Raw genomic sequence first — 16,256 nt, 5'->3', positions numbered from 1 at the left:
GGTTGTGCGCTCCACTTGTTTGAACCTGCTAAACGCAAGCATTGCCAGATAACCTGGGCTTCAGGTTATGTAGGTTTTCATAATGCGACACGGCAACCTTCAGTTTTTTTTTGTCGAAAGAAAATGTTCTCTTTTCTATGTGTTCAGCCTTGTATTCCTGGCTACTAAGCGCTTTTTTGAGCAGTCCGGATACTTGAAAACCAGGTGGATCGTTCGGTTTTATGTATTGGTCGTACTGATCCGGGAGGGACACGCTGCCCATGGCCTTTCTGATTAAATTTATTTTATTACGGCAGTCTGCTTCATCTTCCAGGATTAAAGAAACCGAATCCATTTCCTGAAGATATTTTGTATGCATTCGCACTGTGTTGTCATAGGCTTGCGAGAGGCGTATTGCTGCCTCATCCGGGGTAACTTTAAAAGAAGCAATCCATGAGGACAAACAGTCGACAGGGTTGCGAAGAATAGTGATCAGCAGAATTTTCTTTAGGCTGAGGTTATTCGCCAAAATTTCTACTGGATCATAGGTTGCCTCCGAAGCAAGGTATGGGCCAAAGGCCTCCTTTAGCACCAGCCGTTTGCCAACAAAATCTCTAAGTGAAATTTTTGGATCAACTTTCATGTGTTCACATCTTAAAATGTGTTTTAACGGTTGGAAGATTCCAATGTAGTGAGAGGATGCGAGTGCGTTAAAGAGAAATGTGGTGCCACTTCTGCAGGGGCCAAGAATCAGCACGCAATCATACATTTAATATCTCCTTCTCAATCTGATGCGTTAAGCCCTCTAGATCAGAATAACTCCAGTCGATAGAAACAGTGCTTACCTTCTCAAGCAGCGAGGCCAGAGGGAAATCTTGTGGGGCACTAAAGCCTAGCCATTTGGGACGTTGGGGATCTATTGGAGAAAGCATCTGGCTCGCAACGATTTCCGCCGGTGATGAATCGCTTTGAATACGGGTCGGAAGAATTATTTTCTTTAGGTACACCGGTTTTTTTTGTATGCGCGATGGATCTACGTGTTCGGTAACACGTACAACTTCTTTTTTTGTGCTGCCGGGGATGACCAAGCGGATCTCTTCAAACCAACCTAGAACCTTGAATCCTTCCCCGTTTGGAATGACAGGTAATCTGTCATTGGTAAGGTAGCCCACGCCGGGTATCTGGAGAGATTGGAGCAGACTTGTTGTTTTGCCTTGGCCTTTTTCCCCGATGAAACAGAACCCGTAATCTGCGAAGGAGACAGCAGAGGCGTGGAGTATTGCTCCACCCTGGCGCTCTATCTCAGTAACAATAAGCTGTTTCAACAAGCGCTGAAAATCCTTGGCGAATGAACTGTTGTTGCGATACACGACTTCAATGGTGTTTTTGTCTATTGAAAATAACGTTCCGGAAATGGGGTTGTAGATTGTACGAGAGGTATCGGAGCTGTACTTTATAAGACCAGTACCAAAATCACTTATGGCGTTATCGGTAAGGGGGTTGAAAAAAATGATTTCTGACCAGTCAGAGAAATTGGCTTTAAAGTCAGAGGTGTTTTGGCGTAGGTTTATTTTATAATCGAAGGCGTCGTGAGGAGCCTCGCTAATGGACAGGAATGGGAAAAGGTTCGTTTTATAGAGTTCTAGAAAGGCTTGTTTTTCTGTGGAAGAATCAAAGGTTACGAGAAAAATAAATTCATCATAATAGTTTAGGTATAACATGATTTACGCCACCTTGTAGTTGGATAGTTGATCGAGGTGCATATCTATGAATTGCATGAGGCAGCTGTCACTGCAATGCAGATTTTTTCCCATCAGTGGCACGCCAATAAAGTAGCTGGAGCCTCCCGGGGTTACAATGCAAACCTCAGAGTGAGTCACTTTGCAAGTGCTTTCGTTTAAATTAGACAAGGTTTGCATGATCGCCAATGCGCATGAGTAGGAAGAGCTATTGACGACAGTATGGTATCTCTGGATTTTCCACCATTTATGGATGTCATTCTCCATGAATGTGGAGTGTAACTTCTCAAAATTGCCATTGCTCACATAATCGTCCTGCTGATTGCGAGCCTCAGAGTAAACATCTGTAGACTTGAATCCATCAAACAGAAGTTGCTGATGAGTATTGAAATAACACTGCTCGTTCAGGTTGTGTGCACCCATCACAAAATCGACATGGGGGCACTGGAATTTCAGGCGATTGAAATCATTTTGAACGCCAACACCTACGATGAAGGAGTCGAGCCTCTCCCCTAAATAGGTGCCTAATAATGTTGTTGGGTTGGTGACCAAAATTACGTTTTTATGATTCAAGAAATCCAAGTAGGGGTCAATGACTTCCTTGTTGAGTTGGTACAGATCGCTTTTTCCGCTTCCTCGACTGGTTCGTTTTCCTGCGATCAGAATAACAGTGTCGGATTTCTGAATTGCTTGTGGAGATCGACAGATTTCAAAACTGACCAGATTGTCCTGGAAACTAGCGCGGAGCTTGCATTCTTGCTCGTAGCTTTCAGCGTAAAATGCGATCGAGAATTTATTGGCTGTTTTCAGGAAAGAAACCAGTGTTTGGCCTACTTTGCCCGTGCCGCCGATGATGCAAACTTGTTTGACTGGGTATCCTTCCCTGAGTAACTTCATGTTTATCCTTTGTCACAGGCTGTAGGGATTCGAATTTTCAAACTTTACAAATGCCAAGCTGATGACGTTGTGCACGGTTCGGAGCACTCATAAAAAGTACCGTTAGAAAATGTCTACAGCGATGGCTGTAGTTGTTTTGCTTGGAAATAGTGTACGTTGGCACCTAAAAACAAGAAGCTCAACAGGTAGCAGAGCGAGTAAGTGGTTAACAAGGTGGATCCAGGCATGCTTGAGTCAGCGTACCTAAAGATATAGCCCACATAGCCTATGTAAACGACGGCGTTCATGACTATTTGAGTGATGATCGTATTGCCTAGCGCTCGGATGTGGGCTGATACGAGCATCATCAGGCTTGTGCAGCAAAACATGAAAATCAGGCTGGGGTTCAACCAAGGGTCTGCTTTATACATGTGAGCAGTAACGCCAAAAAGCTGACCGATTTCAATGCCCCATACTGCAAGGATGGCGATAGGTATAAACATGCTAAGAGCGAGGTAGCGAAAAACCATCGACGAAAGACCGGGTTTGCCATTTCTGGATACGTAGATGCTGTGAATCTGAGTAAAGGCTGAAACCGGGATTATTAATAAGGTTGTTATGCTCACGGCAATTGAAAAAATAGACACTAAGTCTTTGTCAATTAAAAATAGTTTTTTGTTTGCCATGAAAAATGCGAGTCGTTGGGACGCGAGACCAAGCCCGTTGGGGCCTCCAATTATAAAAAGGTGTCGAAGTACAGAATGATTGAAGCTGAGTTGCCAAAGCTTGAGAGTGCTGCTTTTATAGAGGTAGTAAGCCAGTTCCAAACATTCGCAGCCAAGCATGAGGTATGCAATGGTGAGCGAATAATTTTCTTTGTCGCTCAGTACGAATGCCGCGCCTGAAAAAAACATGAAAGGACAGAAGTTCATGAGTCGGGCGATGCTGCTGCTGTTGCCTTTTACGTGAGCTTCAAAATAGGCGTTAAAGAAGCTTGTAAGGATGTAGATCGAGATATAAATAAGGTACACATAGCAAAATGTCAGCGCCTTATAGTTTTTGGACAAACTGTCTATTTCACGATCGGATGTGATTGTGATCAGGTAACAAGCGGCTGCTACCAGGAATGAACAGGCAACGACCAAAAAAAAGGATGACATGAAGATATTCTGACGCGTGCGTCCTCCCTCCAGTGACAGATTTCCCACCGCCCTGAACATGAAAGTGACAACAGTCGCAGGAAATATAAATGCTGATGTGATGTAGCTGAAAAAGGCGAATTCATCGAAGTTTTTGTTTGCGACTAAAATTCCGGCAAATGCCATGCTGACAAAGGGGAAGAAACGATTTGCAGAAAACTTGATTATGCTGGAGTAGTAGAAGTTTGCATAACTTTGGTCCGTGGCAGCTGCTTTCATTTGTCGCGAATCCATTTTCAAATGATCTTGTACCGATAAGCCGCAGGCTGGTAATTATATCGCTCTATCGATTTTGTGAATTTCAAATGAGCGCGAACTGATGGCCTTGGCTGCGGCCAGTGCATCTAAATACTCAAGGCAAATGTTGTCAGGTATTTTCAGGTGCTCTCTGGCACTGTCAATAATAACGTTCACTGATTGCGCGTTGTTTATTAATGCCCAAAAAAGTGCGGCCGAGCTTGGGAGCTCTAATATCGCTTTAGACTCGATCGTGAGGTACCATCTTGACATATGAAGCATGACGCGAGCGTCCGGATTTTTCAGAATCAACGGTTCATCATTTTCTTGGTCAGTGTCGATCAGCCGGGATTCAACAAAGAAAATTTCTTCCGGCACGATATCGGCAAGGATTTTGTAATCCGTGACCATTTGATGGAATTTCTTGACAGAGTTTAAGTATTTTTTACTTTCAACTGTCGATGAAATTGGAATGGAGGAGGCGAGTTCAAGAAAACGACGGAACCCAAGATGATTCTCTCCCAGGTATCGAACTGCGTAGCGTACATGCCATTTTTCCAGGACTGATGTCGATCCGTGTATTGCCAGAAGTACACTGAGACTGTGCCTGAGTGCTTTATGCGCGCTGAAGAGTGCTGAGCGCGTGTCATCAACCAACTTGAAGCCATGCGATACCTTGAATTCACGCTCAGCGTTGAGCAAAGCTAATTCAGCGAGCCTGGTCCTGAATGTGACGACATCGAATTCTTTTTTTATACTGTCGAATGCGGGTTCTCCACTAAGGGCAATACCGGAATACACTCTATGGCAAATTAGCATTTCATAAGCGCTAACAGACGCGAGGTTTTCACCTTTTGAAATGATGTCCATTATTCTGTGTATTTTTGAGAGCGGAATTTTCGTGAGTTCTACAGGACGCTGGAGTTCCGAAATCAAGACTTCTTCCTCTGTGCAGTCATCAAATACTGCATAGATGTCGTAATCGGAATTGGGTGTAGAGATTCCTTCCGGGATGGAACCCGATAGAAAGCTGAAAATGGGTTGCGCCGTTGAGTGGAAATAGTCGTTGACTAAGTTTTTTAAGGCGTCAAGCTCTTCAATAGAAATGTCTGCTGATGTTTGTTGCATGACATACCTCCCTGTATTACTCAGTCCCATCAGCCGAAACCATCGGTGATTTTTAATGCTTGCAAGGCTGTAGATTCTAGTGAGGTTCGTGCACTTCCATGTGCATAGGCTATCCCTGCTTTACTAGTGACTACGCCGTGGCTTATTAAGCCACGCCGCCACCGCCACCACCGCCGCCACTTTTGGTGAAGGCAGCAGATGCACTGATGGCTTTCTGCTCTTGTGCACTGAGTACACGAATTGTCGTCGTCATAGCCTAATTCCTTCTAGTAAGGTTTTGTTCGAAGCAAATTACTTCGAGCCCAAAACCTAGTCTTGGACAAAACATTTGTCAAACATTGAAATATAAAAAAGTTAAAACTTTTTTTTTGAAGGATATGTGCTGGCGCGCTGGGCGATAATTATGATATGTGTCCCGGTAGTGTTACGTGGCCATCATTTGTAAATTGTATTAAATATGTAATCTGCAGGTCCGCTGATTGTTATGCCTGGTGCCTCATATGCCTTGATTTTTAAAGAATTATGACTGTTGCAATAAAGTATTTAAGGTTGTCAAATGAAAACATTGATATGCGTGATACAAATCAATGATTTCGAATTCATAGCCAAGGGTGCTCGGTGGTACATGCCAACCTCAATGCACACGGCCCCAGCGCTTTGGCGAGCAAGGTTGTGCGCCTCCCCACAAAATCTATCGACAAGTGGCTACCAAATCCCGCTCCAACCGCTACCATTGCGCGCTGACCTCCCGACACCTCGGATTTCACTTTCATGAAATTGCGCCTGCTGACCGCTGTCTTGTTCTTCACCTGTACCCTGACTCACGCCGCTGAATCAAAACCCGTTCCGAAAGCCTTGGAAGAACAGATCGGGCACCTGGTAGCACTCATCAAGGACAGCTATGCCACCGGCTATCCTGAAGCGACGCTGGTGCAGACGCTGGATACCGGCGAGGACAGCCAGGTCACTCTCGCGGTCTTCACCGTCGAGGGTTTCGGCATGGGCAACAACTACAGCCAATACCTGGCGGCCTTTACGCCCGAAGAGAACGAAGAAGGCGTGCCGCATTACAGTCTGTTGGACGTGATGCGCATCGGTGGCGACAGCTGGCGTGCCATCGACAAATTGGATGCCAAGTTGGTGAGCGACCCGACGGGTGAGCAGACCCTGATCGACATTCCCGTGATGGAGAATACCGACGACGATGCGCCGAATTTCCCAAGCAAGGCTTCCGTGATTCACCTGTCCCTGGAAGGTTCACAGTCACTGCGATTGGTGGAGAAAAGGTAAGCCTCTCAGTTCGGTCGGATTTTCAATTTGTAGCGGGAATATTCTGTTTTGGCATGAAAAATCGAGCAAACAGCTCAGATTGTGACTTGATATTCAATTTTGCGTAAATGTTGCGGCGGTGAACTTTTATGGTTTCCGCCGAGAGGGAGAGCTTTCCGGCTATTTCTTTATTGGAGAAGCCGCTGAGTAATAAGCGGAGTACGTCACTTTCGCGTGCTGTTATTTGTGTGCCAAGTTGGTTGACCGTTTCCGGCCACAGAGGCGGTTCAGTCAGAGTTTTTTCTTCGTCAATTTCAAAACCCATGCGCTGATGCATCAAAGCAGTCACCCATGGCTTGATAATGTCGAGCATGGTTATTTGTTCTTGGCTAAAGCGGGCTTTGCTGCCGATGGAAATGCATAACGTCCTATCGGGGTCGAGCTGGACATTGTACTGTGCTTCATCCATGGAGATATATTGTGCAAAATACTGATGATAATACTCGGTCTCCAGAAAATACTCCGGTGCAATATCCAATAGATGAAAGAAGCCGCTCTGTGGGTTCTCTCGGTTGGCTATATAAAATGGATCCAGTAGATAAAGCCCTTTCACATAGCGATGAGTGAATGCATCAATCTCTTCCGCATCGGCTACCTCGGGAAGACTGACGACCTGCACGTGTTGACTACTGAAAATCAATACAACCCAATTATCGATCTGGACATATTCATTTAATGTGCGGACCAGCGAGCTCCAGAATTCCGGACGGTTCAGTTGCATGATCAGCTTTCCAATCGATCGATGCCAAGCCAGGCTGTGGAGGTCAAACGGCATTTTCTACCCCTTTAGGGTTAGGGATTCTTCGGTCAAGGGTAAGTATTCGTAGGTATTTACTATTTAGTCGCACCCGGTATATTCGCTGCCAGGGTTTACGATGGCCATGAGGGCATATCGTCTTGACAAGGATGTTGCATGAGAAAGTCACATTTGCGAACCATTTTTTCGGCCACGCTTCTCTGCGTAGGGATAAGTACATCAGTGGCGGCTGTAGAGCCTGGGATGTATCTGTATAACTGGTTCGGGTTGCTCGCGCCGGAGACGCCAAAGGAGTTTGAGCAGGAAACTGGCACGAGCGTGCACATGGATGCGTTCGACAGCGCAGAAATCATGCAGAGCAAAGTCATGGCTGGGCGCACGGGATACGACGTGGTCGTGGCGACCTCCAATGTGTTGCCAAGCCTGATCCAGGCAGGAGTCCTTCAGCCTTTGGATCGTAATCAGCTGAGTAACTTTTCACATATCGACCCTGATATCTTGTCCCAACTCGCGGTCAATGATCCTGGTAATCGCTATGCTGTGCCCTATTTATGGGGTACTACCGGCATTGGCTATGACATTGACAAAGTCAAAGCGGCATTGGGTGATGATGCTCCGGTGAATAGCTGGGATCTGATCTTCAAAGAGGAAAACATCAGCAAGCTTCAGTCGTGTGGTGTGGCAATGCTTGATTCTCCCAGTGAGATCATTTCGATTGCTTTGAATTATCTGGGACTTCCTAGTAACAGCAAGAATCCGCAGGATTACCAAAAAGCTCAAGCCCTGCTGTTGAAAATCCGCCCCTACGTCCTCTATTTCGATTCGTCCAGAATCGACGCCGACCTGGCTGACGGCAATATTTGTGTCGTTGTGGGATGGGCCAATGGTGCCCTTGCTGCACAGGCCATCAACGAAAAGGCCAACACGGGGCGCAAGATTACCTACAGTCTTCCTCGCGAAGGCGCGCTGTCCTGGTCGGAGAATCTGGTACTGCTAAAAGATGCGCCCCATCCCAAGGAGGGGTTGGCGTTCATTAATTATATGTTGCGACCGGAAATTATCGCCAAGACCTCAAACCACACGCTGTACCCTAACGCCAATAAAGATGCCGCTGAATTTGTCGAGCAGAAGCTGCGAGATAATCCTTGGATTTATCCAGATAGAAAGACGATCGCTACACTCATTCCTCTTGAGCCACTGCCATTGAAACTGGAGCGAATCCGCACGCGGATCTGGACCAAAGTGAAGAGTGGTGTGTGAGCTGACTTTTTGATGTCTGGAAAGTAAGACGTAAACACCGATATAGAGGGGCGCTGGGCTGCTGGGTTGATATCTGTTAATTCATCAGTCCGGCATTATCCAGTGTCTTCCGGTCCATTGCGCCGCCTTATGTAAAAAGAGAACAGCGGATGTTCAGCCCAGTCAATCAAACGTATTTCAGTTTGACAATCGACGGTTTCGAGCACGACTTTCAAGTGCTCGCATTCACTGGAGAAGAGGCGATCAGCAGGCCTTATCTCTTCAACGTGGAGTTTGTTAGCGAACGGTCTGACCTGGATCTCGAAAATCTCTTCGACAAAGAAGCTTTTCTGACGTTAGACGCGAAGGGTAGCGGCATTCATGGACGAATCTATCACATCGCTCAAAGCGGTCATCGCCAGCATTCGACATGTTACAGCCTGGCGCTAGTACCGCACCTGTCCTACTTGCGCCACCGCATCAGCCACAGGATCTATCAACAGTTCTCGGTGCCGAAAATCGTTGCCTTGATATTGGAGGAACACGGCATCGTGGGCGACGCCTATCGGTTTCATCTGAAGGCAACCTACCCGGAGCGTGGCGACTGCACCCAGTACGACGAAACGGATTTGCACTTTATTCAACGCTTGTGCGAAGAAGAAGGTATCCACTTTCACTTCCAGCACAGCGCTCAAGGTCATGTGTTGGTTTTTGGTGACGATCAGGCGGTTTTTCCCAGAATTGGACAGCCCACCGCCTATCGGCAAGAGCGCGACAGGATGTCCAGCGAGCCATTGATCAAGCGCATCAACCTGCGTCTGGGACAGCTCACCAGTCGTATCTCGCAGCGCAACCATGATGTCGAGCAACAGCTGGACGTTGAAGAAGATGGCAGGCTGGAGCGTTTCACAGGTCATGAGCACGGCAAACAGATACGTCTTCGTGCTATGGAGCGTCGCCATGCAGCTTATCGTCAAGCCGAAGGGCAGAGTGACCAGGCTCGGTTAGCCAGCGGCCATGTGCTGGAACTCTCAGGCCATCCACGCCAGGAGTGGAACGCCCTATGGCTACTGACTAAGGTCATTCACGAAGGCCGGCAACCACAAGTAATGAATGAGGACGTCGCCAGTGGCAACACTGCGAACGAAGATGACTTCCATCAGGGTTACCGCAATCGCTTTATCGTTCTTCCATGGAATGTTTCCTATCGTCCGTCGTTGGCCCACAAAAAACCTCGGATGCCAAGTAACCAGACCGCTGTAGTCATCGCTCTGGAGGACGAAGAGATCCAGAATGATCGGCTCTTCGCAAGGATCAAGGTCAAGTTCCCCTGGGACCGCGAGGATAGATTTGACGACAAGAGCCGTTGTTGGCTGAAGAGGGGCTCCGACTGGAGTTGTGAGATTGGGCCGCCCCGGACGGGTATGGAGGTAATGGTCACATTTCTTGAAAACGACCCCGATCAGCCGCTGGTCAGTGGGTGCTTGTGTTGTCGTTAAGGGCGTCCTGCCGCTGCTTTGCTTAGGGGCACGGTTGATACTGCTGAGCATCAGCTTTTGGGCCAGACTCCATCATTCTAGGAATAGTCTGGTTATGGGGAAAATCAAAGAGTTGGATGAGCTCACCCACCACTTCCGCTCGGCTTCAGGAAACAGCGGACTGCCTCGACTGACGACTCAATCCAGGCGTCTTGCCGGTAATGCGCTTGAATGCGCGGCTGAAAGCGGCCTGAGAGGTATAGCCCAAGCGCTGCGCCACCTCTTCAATCGGTAGTCTTTCGAGCGTCAGCCACTGGCTCGCAAGCCGCATCCGCAATTCGGTGACGTAGCGTAGCGGGGCCATGCCAATCGTCATTTGGAAACGGTCGGCGAAGACCGAGCGCGAGGTGTTGCATTGCTCCGCCAGCTGAGCAACGGTCCAGTCGCGCCCCGGTTGTTGATGCAGTGCCAGAAGTGCATTTGCCAAGCGTGGATCGCGCAATGCGGCGACCAGGCCAGAGGCATTGCCGCAGGCGCACTCCACCCAACCGCGAACGACCATGGCGGCCACCACGTCGGCCAACCGCGCGAGGATGCCGGCGAAGCCGATACGTGCGGCGCTGACCTCGCGCTCCATGGTGGTCAGGATAGGCACCAGCCCGGGGTAACGCTGGCCACCGGCATCAATCAGCATCAGGCCCGGCATCAGCCGGCCAAGGCCATGGATACTGCCCAGTTCAAACTCCATGCAGCCACTGAACAGAACGGTGGTTGGCGTGGGGCTGGCATCGGTTCCGGTATCCACCGCGCTGACGGCATCACCAAGGGGGGCGCCGTCTAGACGGTCGATGTCCTGAACAGGCACGTCCGTATGGGAAAGCAACTGATGGGCCGCGCCATGGGCGATGAAGATGGCGTTGCCGGCAGTCAGCGCATACGTTGTCCCGTCTTCCATCTGCAGCACCGCATTGCCGACCGCCAGAAAGTGGAACCAGGCATGCCCCGGTTTGGCCGCGAAGCCCAGGCCGAAGGTTGGACCGGCTTGGATACGCCGGTACTCGACGCCACGCAGGCGCATGCCGCGCAGCAGCTCATTGATGAGATCCGAGGAGAGAGCAAACTGATCTGTAGGCATGGTCAGGTGTTTCGGTCAAAAAATCGAGGTTTTCGATCATAGATCATCCAGTTTCTCGCGCCTAGACTGCGGGTCGCGATTAAGATTGGGAGATCCGTGCAATGACTGACTGTGTTTGTAATGGCGTATCCGACAGCCGTCCCGGCGTCGGGCTGGATGTGGAACCTGCAACCCCCGCGTGGATGGCAGTCTTCTCGTTGGCTATGGGGGTGTTCGGATTGCTGACCGCTGAGTACCTTCCGGCCAGCCTGTTGACGCCGATGGCTACCGATCTGGGTGTGTCCGAAGCGCTGGCTGGCCAGGCGGTAACGGTGACAGCAGTGGTGGCACTGTTCGCTGGCCTGCTGGTGCCAGGCCTGACCCGCGGTATCGACCGTCGCTGGGTGCTGCTGGGTTTTTCCACGTTGATGATCGTATCCAATCTTTTGGTCGCCGTTTCCTCCAGTCTCGCGGTGCTACTGGTGATGCGTATCTTGCTGGGTATTGCCCTTGGCGGGTTCTGGAGCATGGCGGCAGCGGTGGCGATGCGTTTGGTGCCGGGGGCTTTGTTGCCCCGAGCGCTGTCGATCATTTTCAGTGGCATTGCCGTCGGGACGGTGGTTGCGGTCCCGCTGGGCAGTTACCTGGGCGGGCTATATGGCTGGCGCAGCGCGTTCTTTGCCGCGGCAGCGGTAGGTGTGGTGACCCTGGCTTTCCAGTCGTTCACGCTGCCACGCCTTGCGCCGCGCACACCGGCACGCCTGCGCACCGTACTCGAGGTGTTGCAGCGCCCGGGTATCGCCATGGGTATGTTCGGTTGTGTGCTGGTGCACAGCGGCCACTTCGCGATGTTCACCTATGTTCGGCCATTCCTCGAGGGCACTACCGGCATCGGCCCGCAAGGGCTGTCGCTGATGCTGCTGGGTTTCGGTGTGGCGAACTTCGTTGGCACGTTGTTGGCCGGGTGGCTGCTTGAGCGTCGTCCACTGGCCACGCTGGTGTTGATGCCCGCGCTGGTGGGTGTTGCAGCGCTGGCGTTGGTGCTGTTGCCGGCCTCGGTGCCGGGGCAGGCGGTACTGCTGGCGATCTGGGGCCTGGCCTTTGGTGGTGTGCCAGTGGCGTGGTCGAACTGGGTCGCCAGCGCAATACCCGATCAGGCGGAAAGCGCCGGGGGCATGGTGGTGGCGTCTGTGCAGTCGGCCATCGCAACAGGCGCCGCCGCTGGCGGTGCGATGTTCAGCCTCGGTGGCAGCGCAGGCGTATTTGTAGCGGCGGCCGTGCTGATGCTGCTGGCCGCGTTGCTGATTGCGTTGCGTGTGCGAGTCCCTTCTGCCCGTGGCAGTGCCCAGGCCAGGCCGGCGCTGCACCTTTGATCCGGCTCCCCAAGCCGCTCCGATCCCGTCCGTAACCCGGAGATACAACATGAATAATACGACGTCCCACCAAGGACGCCTCAAATCCTTGCGCGCGGCAGGTATAGGCAATGCGCTCGAGTGGTTCGACTGGACGCTGTACGCAACCTTTTCGGTGTACCTGGCAAGCAACCTGTTCGACAAGACCGATGCCCGCTCGGCGATGCTCGCGACCCTTGCGGTGTTTGCGGTGGGGTTTGTCGCTCGTCCCATCGGCGGATGGTTGTTTGGCCGGCTGAGCGACCGATTGGGGCGCCGAACCATCATGGTGATCACGATGTTGCTACTGGCGATTAGCAGCCTTGGCATCGCGGTTATCCCTGACTACCAAAGCATTGGCCTGTATGCCTCGTTCGCGCTGCTGTTTTTTCGGCTCATGCAGGGGCTCGCCCATGGTGGTGAGACAGGGGTTTCCTACACCTATGTCGCCGAGATTGCCCCAAGCAAACACCGTGGCTTATGGTCCAGTTCAGTCTATGTTGGGGTGACGCTAGGGGTGATGGCGGCGACGGCCATGGCGGCGGCGTTGACCTGGCAGCTGGGCGCGCAGGCCATGGGCGATTATGGCTGGCGGATCGGCTTTGCCGTCGGTGGACTATTGGGTATCTATGCGCTGTTTTTGCGCCGCGGTGCGCAAGAGTCTCACGTGTTCGTAGAGCAGCAGGGCCTGGCTCGGCCGCCGCGCAAATTGTCCAGGGGGGAGATGCTGCGAGTCGCGCGCAACATCGTCATGCTCGCAGCGGCCGCCAATGTCACCTACTACGCTTGGGTCACGTTTGGCGCTTCGACGGCGATCGCCCACGGCATGGACGCCACGGGCGCCTATATGGCCAGCCTCCTGGCGCAGATCCTCTGTGTGTGCTGGCTGCCAATCTGCGGAATGTTGTCTGATCGTTTCGGTCGCAAACCCATGGTCATTGCCTGGGGCCTGGGCGTGATCCTGCTGACTTATCCCATCTCGATAATGGTGACCACTGAACCCTACACGCTGTTCCTGGCCCAGGTCGTGGGCCTGGGTGCCTGGTCGTTGATCGCGGCGATTTTCCCCGCGGTGCTGTCGGAGCAGGTGCCGACCCAGGCGCGGGCGCAGGGCGTTGGGTTGGTGTCGTCGGTTTCGGTGGCGATCTTTGGCGGCACCGCCCCCTATCTGCATAGCTATCTGAGCGGCGCCGATCTTGGCTATCTGTACACCTGCTACCTCATGGGGTTGGGCCTGGTCACCGTCCTGGCAGGTTTTCTTATAGACGAAACGGCGGGTATCGATCTTGCGCACATCGAGGCGCCCGGCGCTCGAGTGGCTGCTGGCTCACGGCCGTCGATGGCCTCTCAGGATTAATCAATTGGCTTGCCGATCCGCGGGATCAAAGGAGTGCGATTCAATGAATTCAACAGACCTCAAGAACGCTACTGCACGAGGTGAACGACCGGGCGCGAGCGTGACCGTCAGCCAGACGTCGGGGCCACGTCAGGCCGCTCGCGAGATTTGGGTCGAAGTCCCTTCTGAGTCGGGCCCGGCAGCCGCTTGGTGCTACTCGGATCGCCGCTCCTATAGCCCGGGCGATTCGGTGCGCCTGTATCTGTCGTCGAACCGCCCGCAAGTGAGGCTCAGGATCTATCGTGATGGAGCCGTCGCTCGCACGCTGCATGAAACCGACAGCCTTGACGCTCGGTTCCTCCCGTTGCCCGAGCGTGCCTATGAGCATGGCTGCCAATGGCCCGTCTTTGTGCAATGGTCAATCCCGGCTGATGCCGAGCCGGGTGGTTATGTAGTGGAAGTGCGCGATAGCGCTGATAGCGTCCTCGGGCATCATCTGTTCATTGTCAAGACGGTGCGCAAGCGCGCCGAAGCCTTGGTGCTGGTCGCGGCAACATCGACCTGGGCCGCTTATAACGACTGGGGCGGCGCTAACCATTACTTCGGTCTGCACCCCGGCACGCCCCGCGGCCGCGCGCCGTTGCTGTCGGCACAGCGCCCCTGGGCGCGGGGACAGGTCTGGCTGCCCGAGGGTGCACCGCGTTCCGTCAACGCGACCCGGCCACGCAAGCCCGGGCCGGCGCGCTACGAGTTCATCGAATGGGCATCCCTTAACGGCTACGCCAAGTACTACGCACTGGCGGGGTGGGCCTCCTACGAAAGACCTTTTGTCGTCTGGGCCGAACAGCAAGGCTACACGGTCGATATCCTGACCCAGGACGACTTGCATCATGACCCGCATGCGCTCGAGGGCTACACCTGCGCGGTGTTCGCGGGGCACGACGAGTACTGGACGCGGGAAATGCGCAACCATGTCGATGCCTTTGTCGAGGAGGGCGGCAAGGTCGCGCGCTTCGCCGGCAATTTCATGTGGCAGATTCGCCTGGAGGATGAGGGGCAGCGGCAAGTGGCCTACAAGTATGATGCCGGCGCGCTTGATCCTGTGGCAGCGACTGACCCTGGTCGACTGACGGGTGCCTGGGAAGATCCGCGGGTGGATCATCCCGGGGCGAGAACGTTTGGGGTCAATGCATTGCGGGGGATATACGGCGGCTTTGGGGCAATGGCACCGCGCAACCCGCGCGGGTATACAGTCTTCAGACCCCAGCACTGGGCGTTCATGGGCACGGGCCTGGGTTACGCGGACATGTTCGGAGACGAAGCCAATATCTTTGGTTATGAGGTGGATGGCCTGGAATACACTTTCGTCGAGGGTCTCCCAGAACCGCTCGGCACGGACGGTGCGCCCAGCGGATTGCAAATTCTTGCCATGGGCTGGGCGACCAATGCCGAGCACGGCCGCTCCGAGGATGCCTATTCATTCATGCTCGGCGATGGCGATGCCCGGTTTCGTGCTTCCATCCTGGCGCCCGATATTAACGAGGCCAGCATCGATCGGCATAGTCGTGGGGCCGGTATGGTGGTGCATTTCCACAAAGGTCGAGGAGAGGTCTTTACTGCCGCCACGTGCGAATGGGTCCATGGCCTCATGCAGGCAGACATTTACACCGTGATGATTACAAAAAACGTGCTCGATCGGTTCTTGCGCAATACGTAGGAGGGGCGTCGATTTCCTTGAAAATCGGTTGCTGCTTTGGAATAACATCAAGCTGCGATGTCCTGGGATATCTCCGCACATTACCAAGCATGCCCACCACCCCACAGCAAAGGCCCTCCAAAGATGCCTACCACTCACGTCTTCATCGCCACCAGCCTGGATGGCTTCATCGCCCGGCCTGACGGTGACATCGACTGGCTTCTACAGCGCGACGACCCGTCCGAGGACCACGGCTATTCAGCCTTCATCGCCGACAAGGATGTCATCGTGATGGGGCGTGGGAGCTACGAAAAGGTGCGGACCTTCGACACCTGGTTCTACGACCGGCCCGTGGTGGTGCTGTCCGAACAGTTGGCCGAATCGCCAGTGCCCGAGGCGTTGAAGGGCAAGTTGCGCTTTTCCAACCTGGCCCCCAAGGATTTGCTGACGGAGCTGGAGAGCCAAGGCGTGCAGCGCGTCTATGTGGATGGCGGACGGGTGGTGCAGTCGTTTCTGCGCGAGGGGTTGGTCACCGATATGGTGATCACTACCGTTCCCGTATTGATTGGCTCGGGGCGGCCATTGTTTGGTGGGCTTGAGCGGGATGTGGATTTGAAACTCGTATCCAGCCGCAGCTTTCCTTCGGGGTTGGTGCAGTCCACCTACCGATTGGTCCGATGACTGGCCGAGTCAGTCAGGGCAGTGGTTTGGACGCCTCATGGTCACAACGTCGTACCTGTGACAGGAACAATGCCCGT

The 16,256-nt window shown here is 52.7% G+C and carries 14 protein-coding genes; 7 read left to right on the top strand and 7 right to left on the bottom strand.

Annotated features, from left to right (window positions below; genetic code table 11):
* Positions 1-28: 28 nt before the first annotated feature.
* The 5 genes from DTP52_RS09100 to DTP52_RS09080 form a co-directional block, all read right to left on the bottom strand.
* Positions 29-748 carry a sulfotransferase domain-containing protein gene (locus tag DTP52_RS09100; protein WP_109753043.1) on the bottom strand — a complete coding sequence of 240 codons (720 nt, stop codon included), beginning with the start codon at positions 746-748 and terminating at the stop codon, positions 29-31.
* Positions 741-1,700, bottom strand: coding sequence for a hypothetical protein (locus DTP52_RS09095; RefSeq protein ID WP_109753042.1), 960 nt, complete (start codon positions 1,698-1,700; stop codon positions 741-743). The genes DTP52_RS09100 and DTP52_RS09095 overlap by 8 nt, the downstream gene beginning before the upstream one ends.
* 3 nt (positions 1,701-1,703) lie before the next feature.
* The gene (locus DTP52_RS09090) at positions 1,704-2,615 is read right to left on the bottom strand and encodes a hypothetical protein (protein WP_109753041.1); all 912 of its coding nucleotides are present in this window, start codon (positions 2,613-2,615) and stop codon (positions 1,704-1,706) included.
* Positions 2,616-2,728: 113 nt separating this feature from the next.
* A complete protein-coding gene (locus DTP52_RS09085; RefSeq protein ID WP_109753040.1) occupies positions 2,729-4,012 on the bottom strand; it encodes a hypothetical protein in 1,284 nt (427 codons plus the stop codon).
* A 54-nt stretch (positions 4,013-4,066) separates the two neighbouring features.
* Positions 4,067-5,158: a hypothetical protein gene (locus DTP52_RS09080; RefSeq protein WP_109753039.1), complete on the bottom strand. Its 1,092-nt coding sequence runs from the start codon at positions 5,156-5,158 to the stop codon at positions 4,067-4,069.
* 771 nt (positions 5,159-5,929) lie between these two features.
* Here DTP52_RS09080 and DTP52_RS09075 point away from each other — a divergent pair.
* A complete protein-coding gene (locus DTP52_RS09075) occupies positions 5,930-6,448 on the top strand; it encodes a hypothetical protein (RefSeq protein ID WP_109753038.1) in 519 nt (172 codons plus the stop codon).
* 22 nt (positions 6,449-6,470) lie between these two features.
* On the opposite strand, the gene DTP52_RS09070 is transcribed toward DTP52_RS09075, so the two are convergent.
* A complete protein-coding gene (locus tag DTP52_RS09070) occupies positions 6,471-7,262 on the bottom strand; it encodes a response regulator transcription factor (RefSeq protein WP_025569585.1) in 792 nt (263 codons plus the stop codon).
* Positions 7,263-7,400: 138 nt separating this feature from the next.
* On the opposite strand from DTP52_RS09070, the gene DTP52_RS09065 reads away from it, so the two are divergent.
* Together DTP52_RS09065 and tssI are read left to right on the top strand one after the other, a co-directional pair.
* The gene (locus DTP52_RS09065; RefSeq protein ID WP_109753037.1) at positions 7,401-8,504 is read left to right on the top strand and encodes a polyamine ABC transporter substrate-binding protein; all 1,104 of its coding nucleotides are present in this window, start codon (positions 7,401-7,403) and stop codon (positions 8,502-8,504) included.
* A 149-nt stretch (positions 8,505-8,653) separates the two neighbouring features.
* On the top strand, positions 8,654-9,982 hold the full coding sequence (gene tssI, locus DTP52_RS09060) for a type VI secretion system tip protein TssI/VgrG (protein WP_109753036.1): 1,329 nt from the start codon (positions 8,654-8,656) through the stop codon (positions 9,980-9,982).
* A gap of 145 nt (positions 9,983-10,127) precedes the next feature.
* Here tssI and DTP52_RS09055 read toward each other — a convergent pair whose 3' ends face one another.
* Positions 10,128-11,096, bottom strand: a complete 969-nt coding sequence (locus DTP52_RS09055) for an AraC family transcriptional regulator (RefSeq protein ID WP_109753035.1) — start codon at positions 11,094-11,096, stop codon at positions 10,128-10,130.
* Between the two features lie 101 nt (positions 11,097-11,197).
* Between DTP52_RS09055 and DTP52_RS09050 the strand changes: the two genes are divergently transcribed.
* From DTP52_RS09050 to DTP52_RS09035, 4 genes are all read left to right on the top strand, one after another.
* Positions 11,198-12,448 (top strand): MFS transporter, encoded by a 1,251-nt coding sequence (locus DTP52_RS09050; RefSeq protein ID WP_109753034.1) that lies wholly within the window; start codon positions 11,198-11,200, stop codon positions 12,446-12,448.
* Between the two features lie 49 nt (positions 12,449-12,497).
* Positions 12,498-13,823, top strand: coding sequence for an MFS transporter (locus tag DTP52_RS09045; RefSeq protein WP_109753033.1), 1,326 nt, complete (start codon positions 12,498-12,500; stop codon positions 13,821-13,823).
* Positions 13,824-13,866: 43 nt separating this feature from the next.
* Entirely contained in the window at positions 13,867-15,519 is a 1,653-nt protein-coding gene (locus DTP52_RS09040; RefSeq protein WP_109753032.1) for a N,N-dimethylformamidase beta subunit family domain-containing protein, read from the top strand.
* A gap of 123 nt (positions 15,520-15,642) precedes the next feature.
* Positions 15,643-16,179, top strand: coding sequence for a dihydrofolate reductase family protein (locus tag DTP52_RS09035; RefSeq protein ID WP_109753031.1), 537 nt, complete (start codon positions 15,643-15,645; stop codon positions 16,177-16,179).
* The last annotated feature ends 77 nt before the right edge of the window (positions 16,180-16,256 follow it).

This window comes from Pseudomonas sp. 43mfcvi1.1 (genome assembly GCF_900115935.1).
Classification (GTDB): Bacteria; Pseudomonadota; Gammaproteobacteria; order Pseudomonadales; family Pseudomonadaceae; genus Aquipseudomonas; species Aquipseudomonas bijieensis.
Note: the sequence above shows the minus strand (reverse complement) of the source record. Positions and strands in the feature narration are given on the sequence as shown.

What these genes read in the sequence shown, in the direction of transcription:
- DTP52_RS09070 (WP_025569585.1), bottom strand. Translation starts at nt 7,262, where the DNA reads ATGCCGTTTGACCTCCACAGCCTGGCTTGGCATCGATCGATTGGAAAG.
- DTP52_RS09065 (WP_109753037.1), top strand. Translation starts at nt 7,401, where the DNA reads ATGAGAAAGTCACATTTGCGAACCATTTTTTCGGCCACGCTTCTCTGC.
- DTP52_RS09085 (WP_109753040.1), bottom strand. Translation starts at nt 4,012, where the DNA reads ATGAAAGCAGCTGCCACGGACCAAAGTTATGCAAACTTCTACTACTCC.
- DTP52_RS09055 (WP_109753035.1), bottom strand. Translation starts at nt 11,096, where the DNA reads ATGCCTACAGATCAGTTTGCTCTCTCCTCGGATCTCATCAATGAGCTG.
- DTP52_RS09100 (WP_109753043.1), bottom strand. Translation starts at nt 748, where the DNA reads ATGTATGATTGCGTGCTGATTCTTGGCCCCTGCAGAAGTGGCACCACA.
- DTP52_RS09080 (WP_109753039.1), bottom strand. Translation starts at nt 5,158, where the DNA reads ATGCAACAAACATCAGCAGACATTTCTATTGAAGAGCTTGACGCCTTA.
- DTP52_RS09090 (WP_109753041.1), bottom strand. Translation starts at nt 2,615, where the DNA reads ATGAAGTTACTCAGGGAAGGATACCCAGTCAAACAAGTTTGCATCATC.
- DTP52_RS09040 (WP_109753032.1), top strand. Translation starts at nt 13,867, where the DNA reads ATGAATTCAACAGACCTCAAGAACGCTACTGCACGAGGTGAACGACCG.
- DTP52_RS09035 (WP_109753031.1), top strand. Translation starts at nt 15,643, where the DNA reads ATGCCTACCACTCACGTCTTCATCGCCACCAGCCTGGATGGCTTCATC.
- DTP52_RS09075 (WP_109753038.1), top strand. Translation starts at nt 5,930, where the DNA reads ATGAAATTGCGCCTGCTGACCGCTGTCTTGTTCTTCACCTGTACCCTG.
- tssI (WP_109753036.1), top strand. Translation starts at nt 8,654, where the DNA reads ATGTTCAGCCCAGTCAATCAAACGTATTTCAGTTTGACAATCGACGGT.
- DTP52_RS09095 (WP_109753042.1), bottom strand. Translation starts at nt 1,700, where the DNA reads ATGTTATACCTAAACTATTATGATGAATTTATTTTTCTCGTAACCTTT.
- DTP52_RS09045 (WP_109753033.1), top strand. Translation starts at nt 12,498, where the DNA reads ATGAATAATACGACGTCCCACCAAGGACGCCTCAAATCCTTGCGCGCG.
- DTP52_RS09050 (WP_109753034.1), top strand. Translation starts at nt 11,198, where the DNA reads ATGACTGACTGTGTTTGTAATGGCGTATCCGACAGCCGTCCCGGCGTC.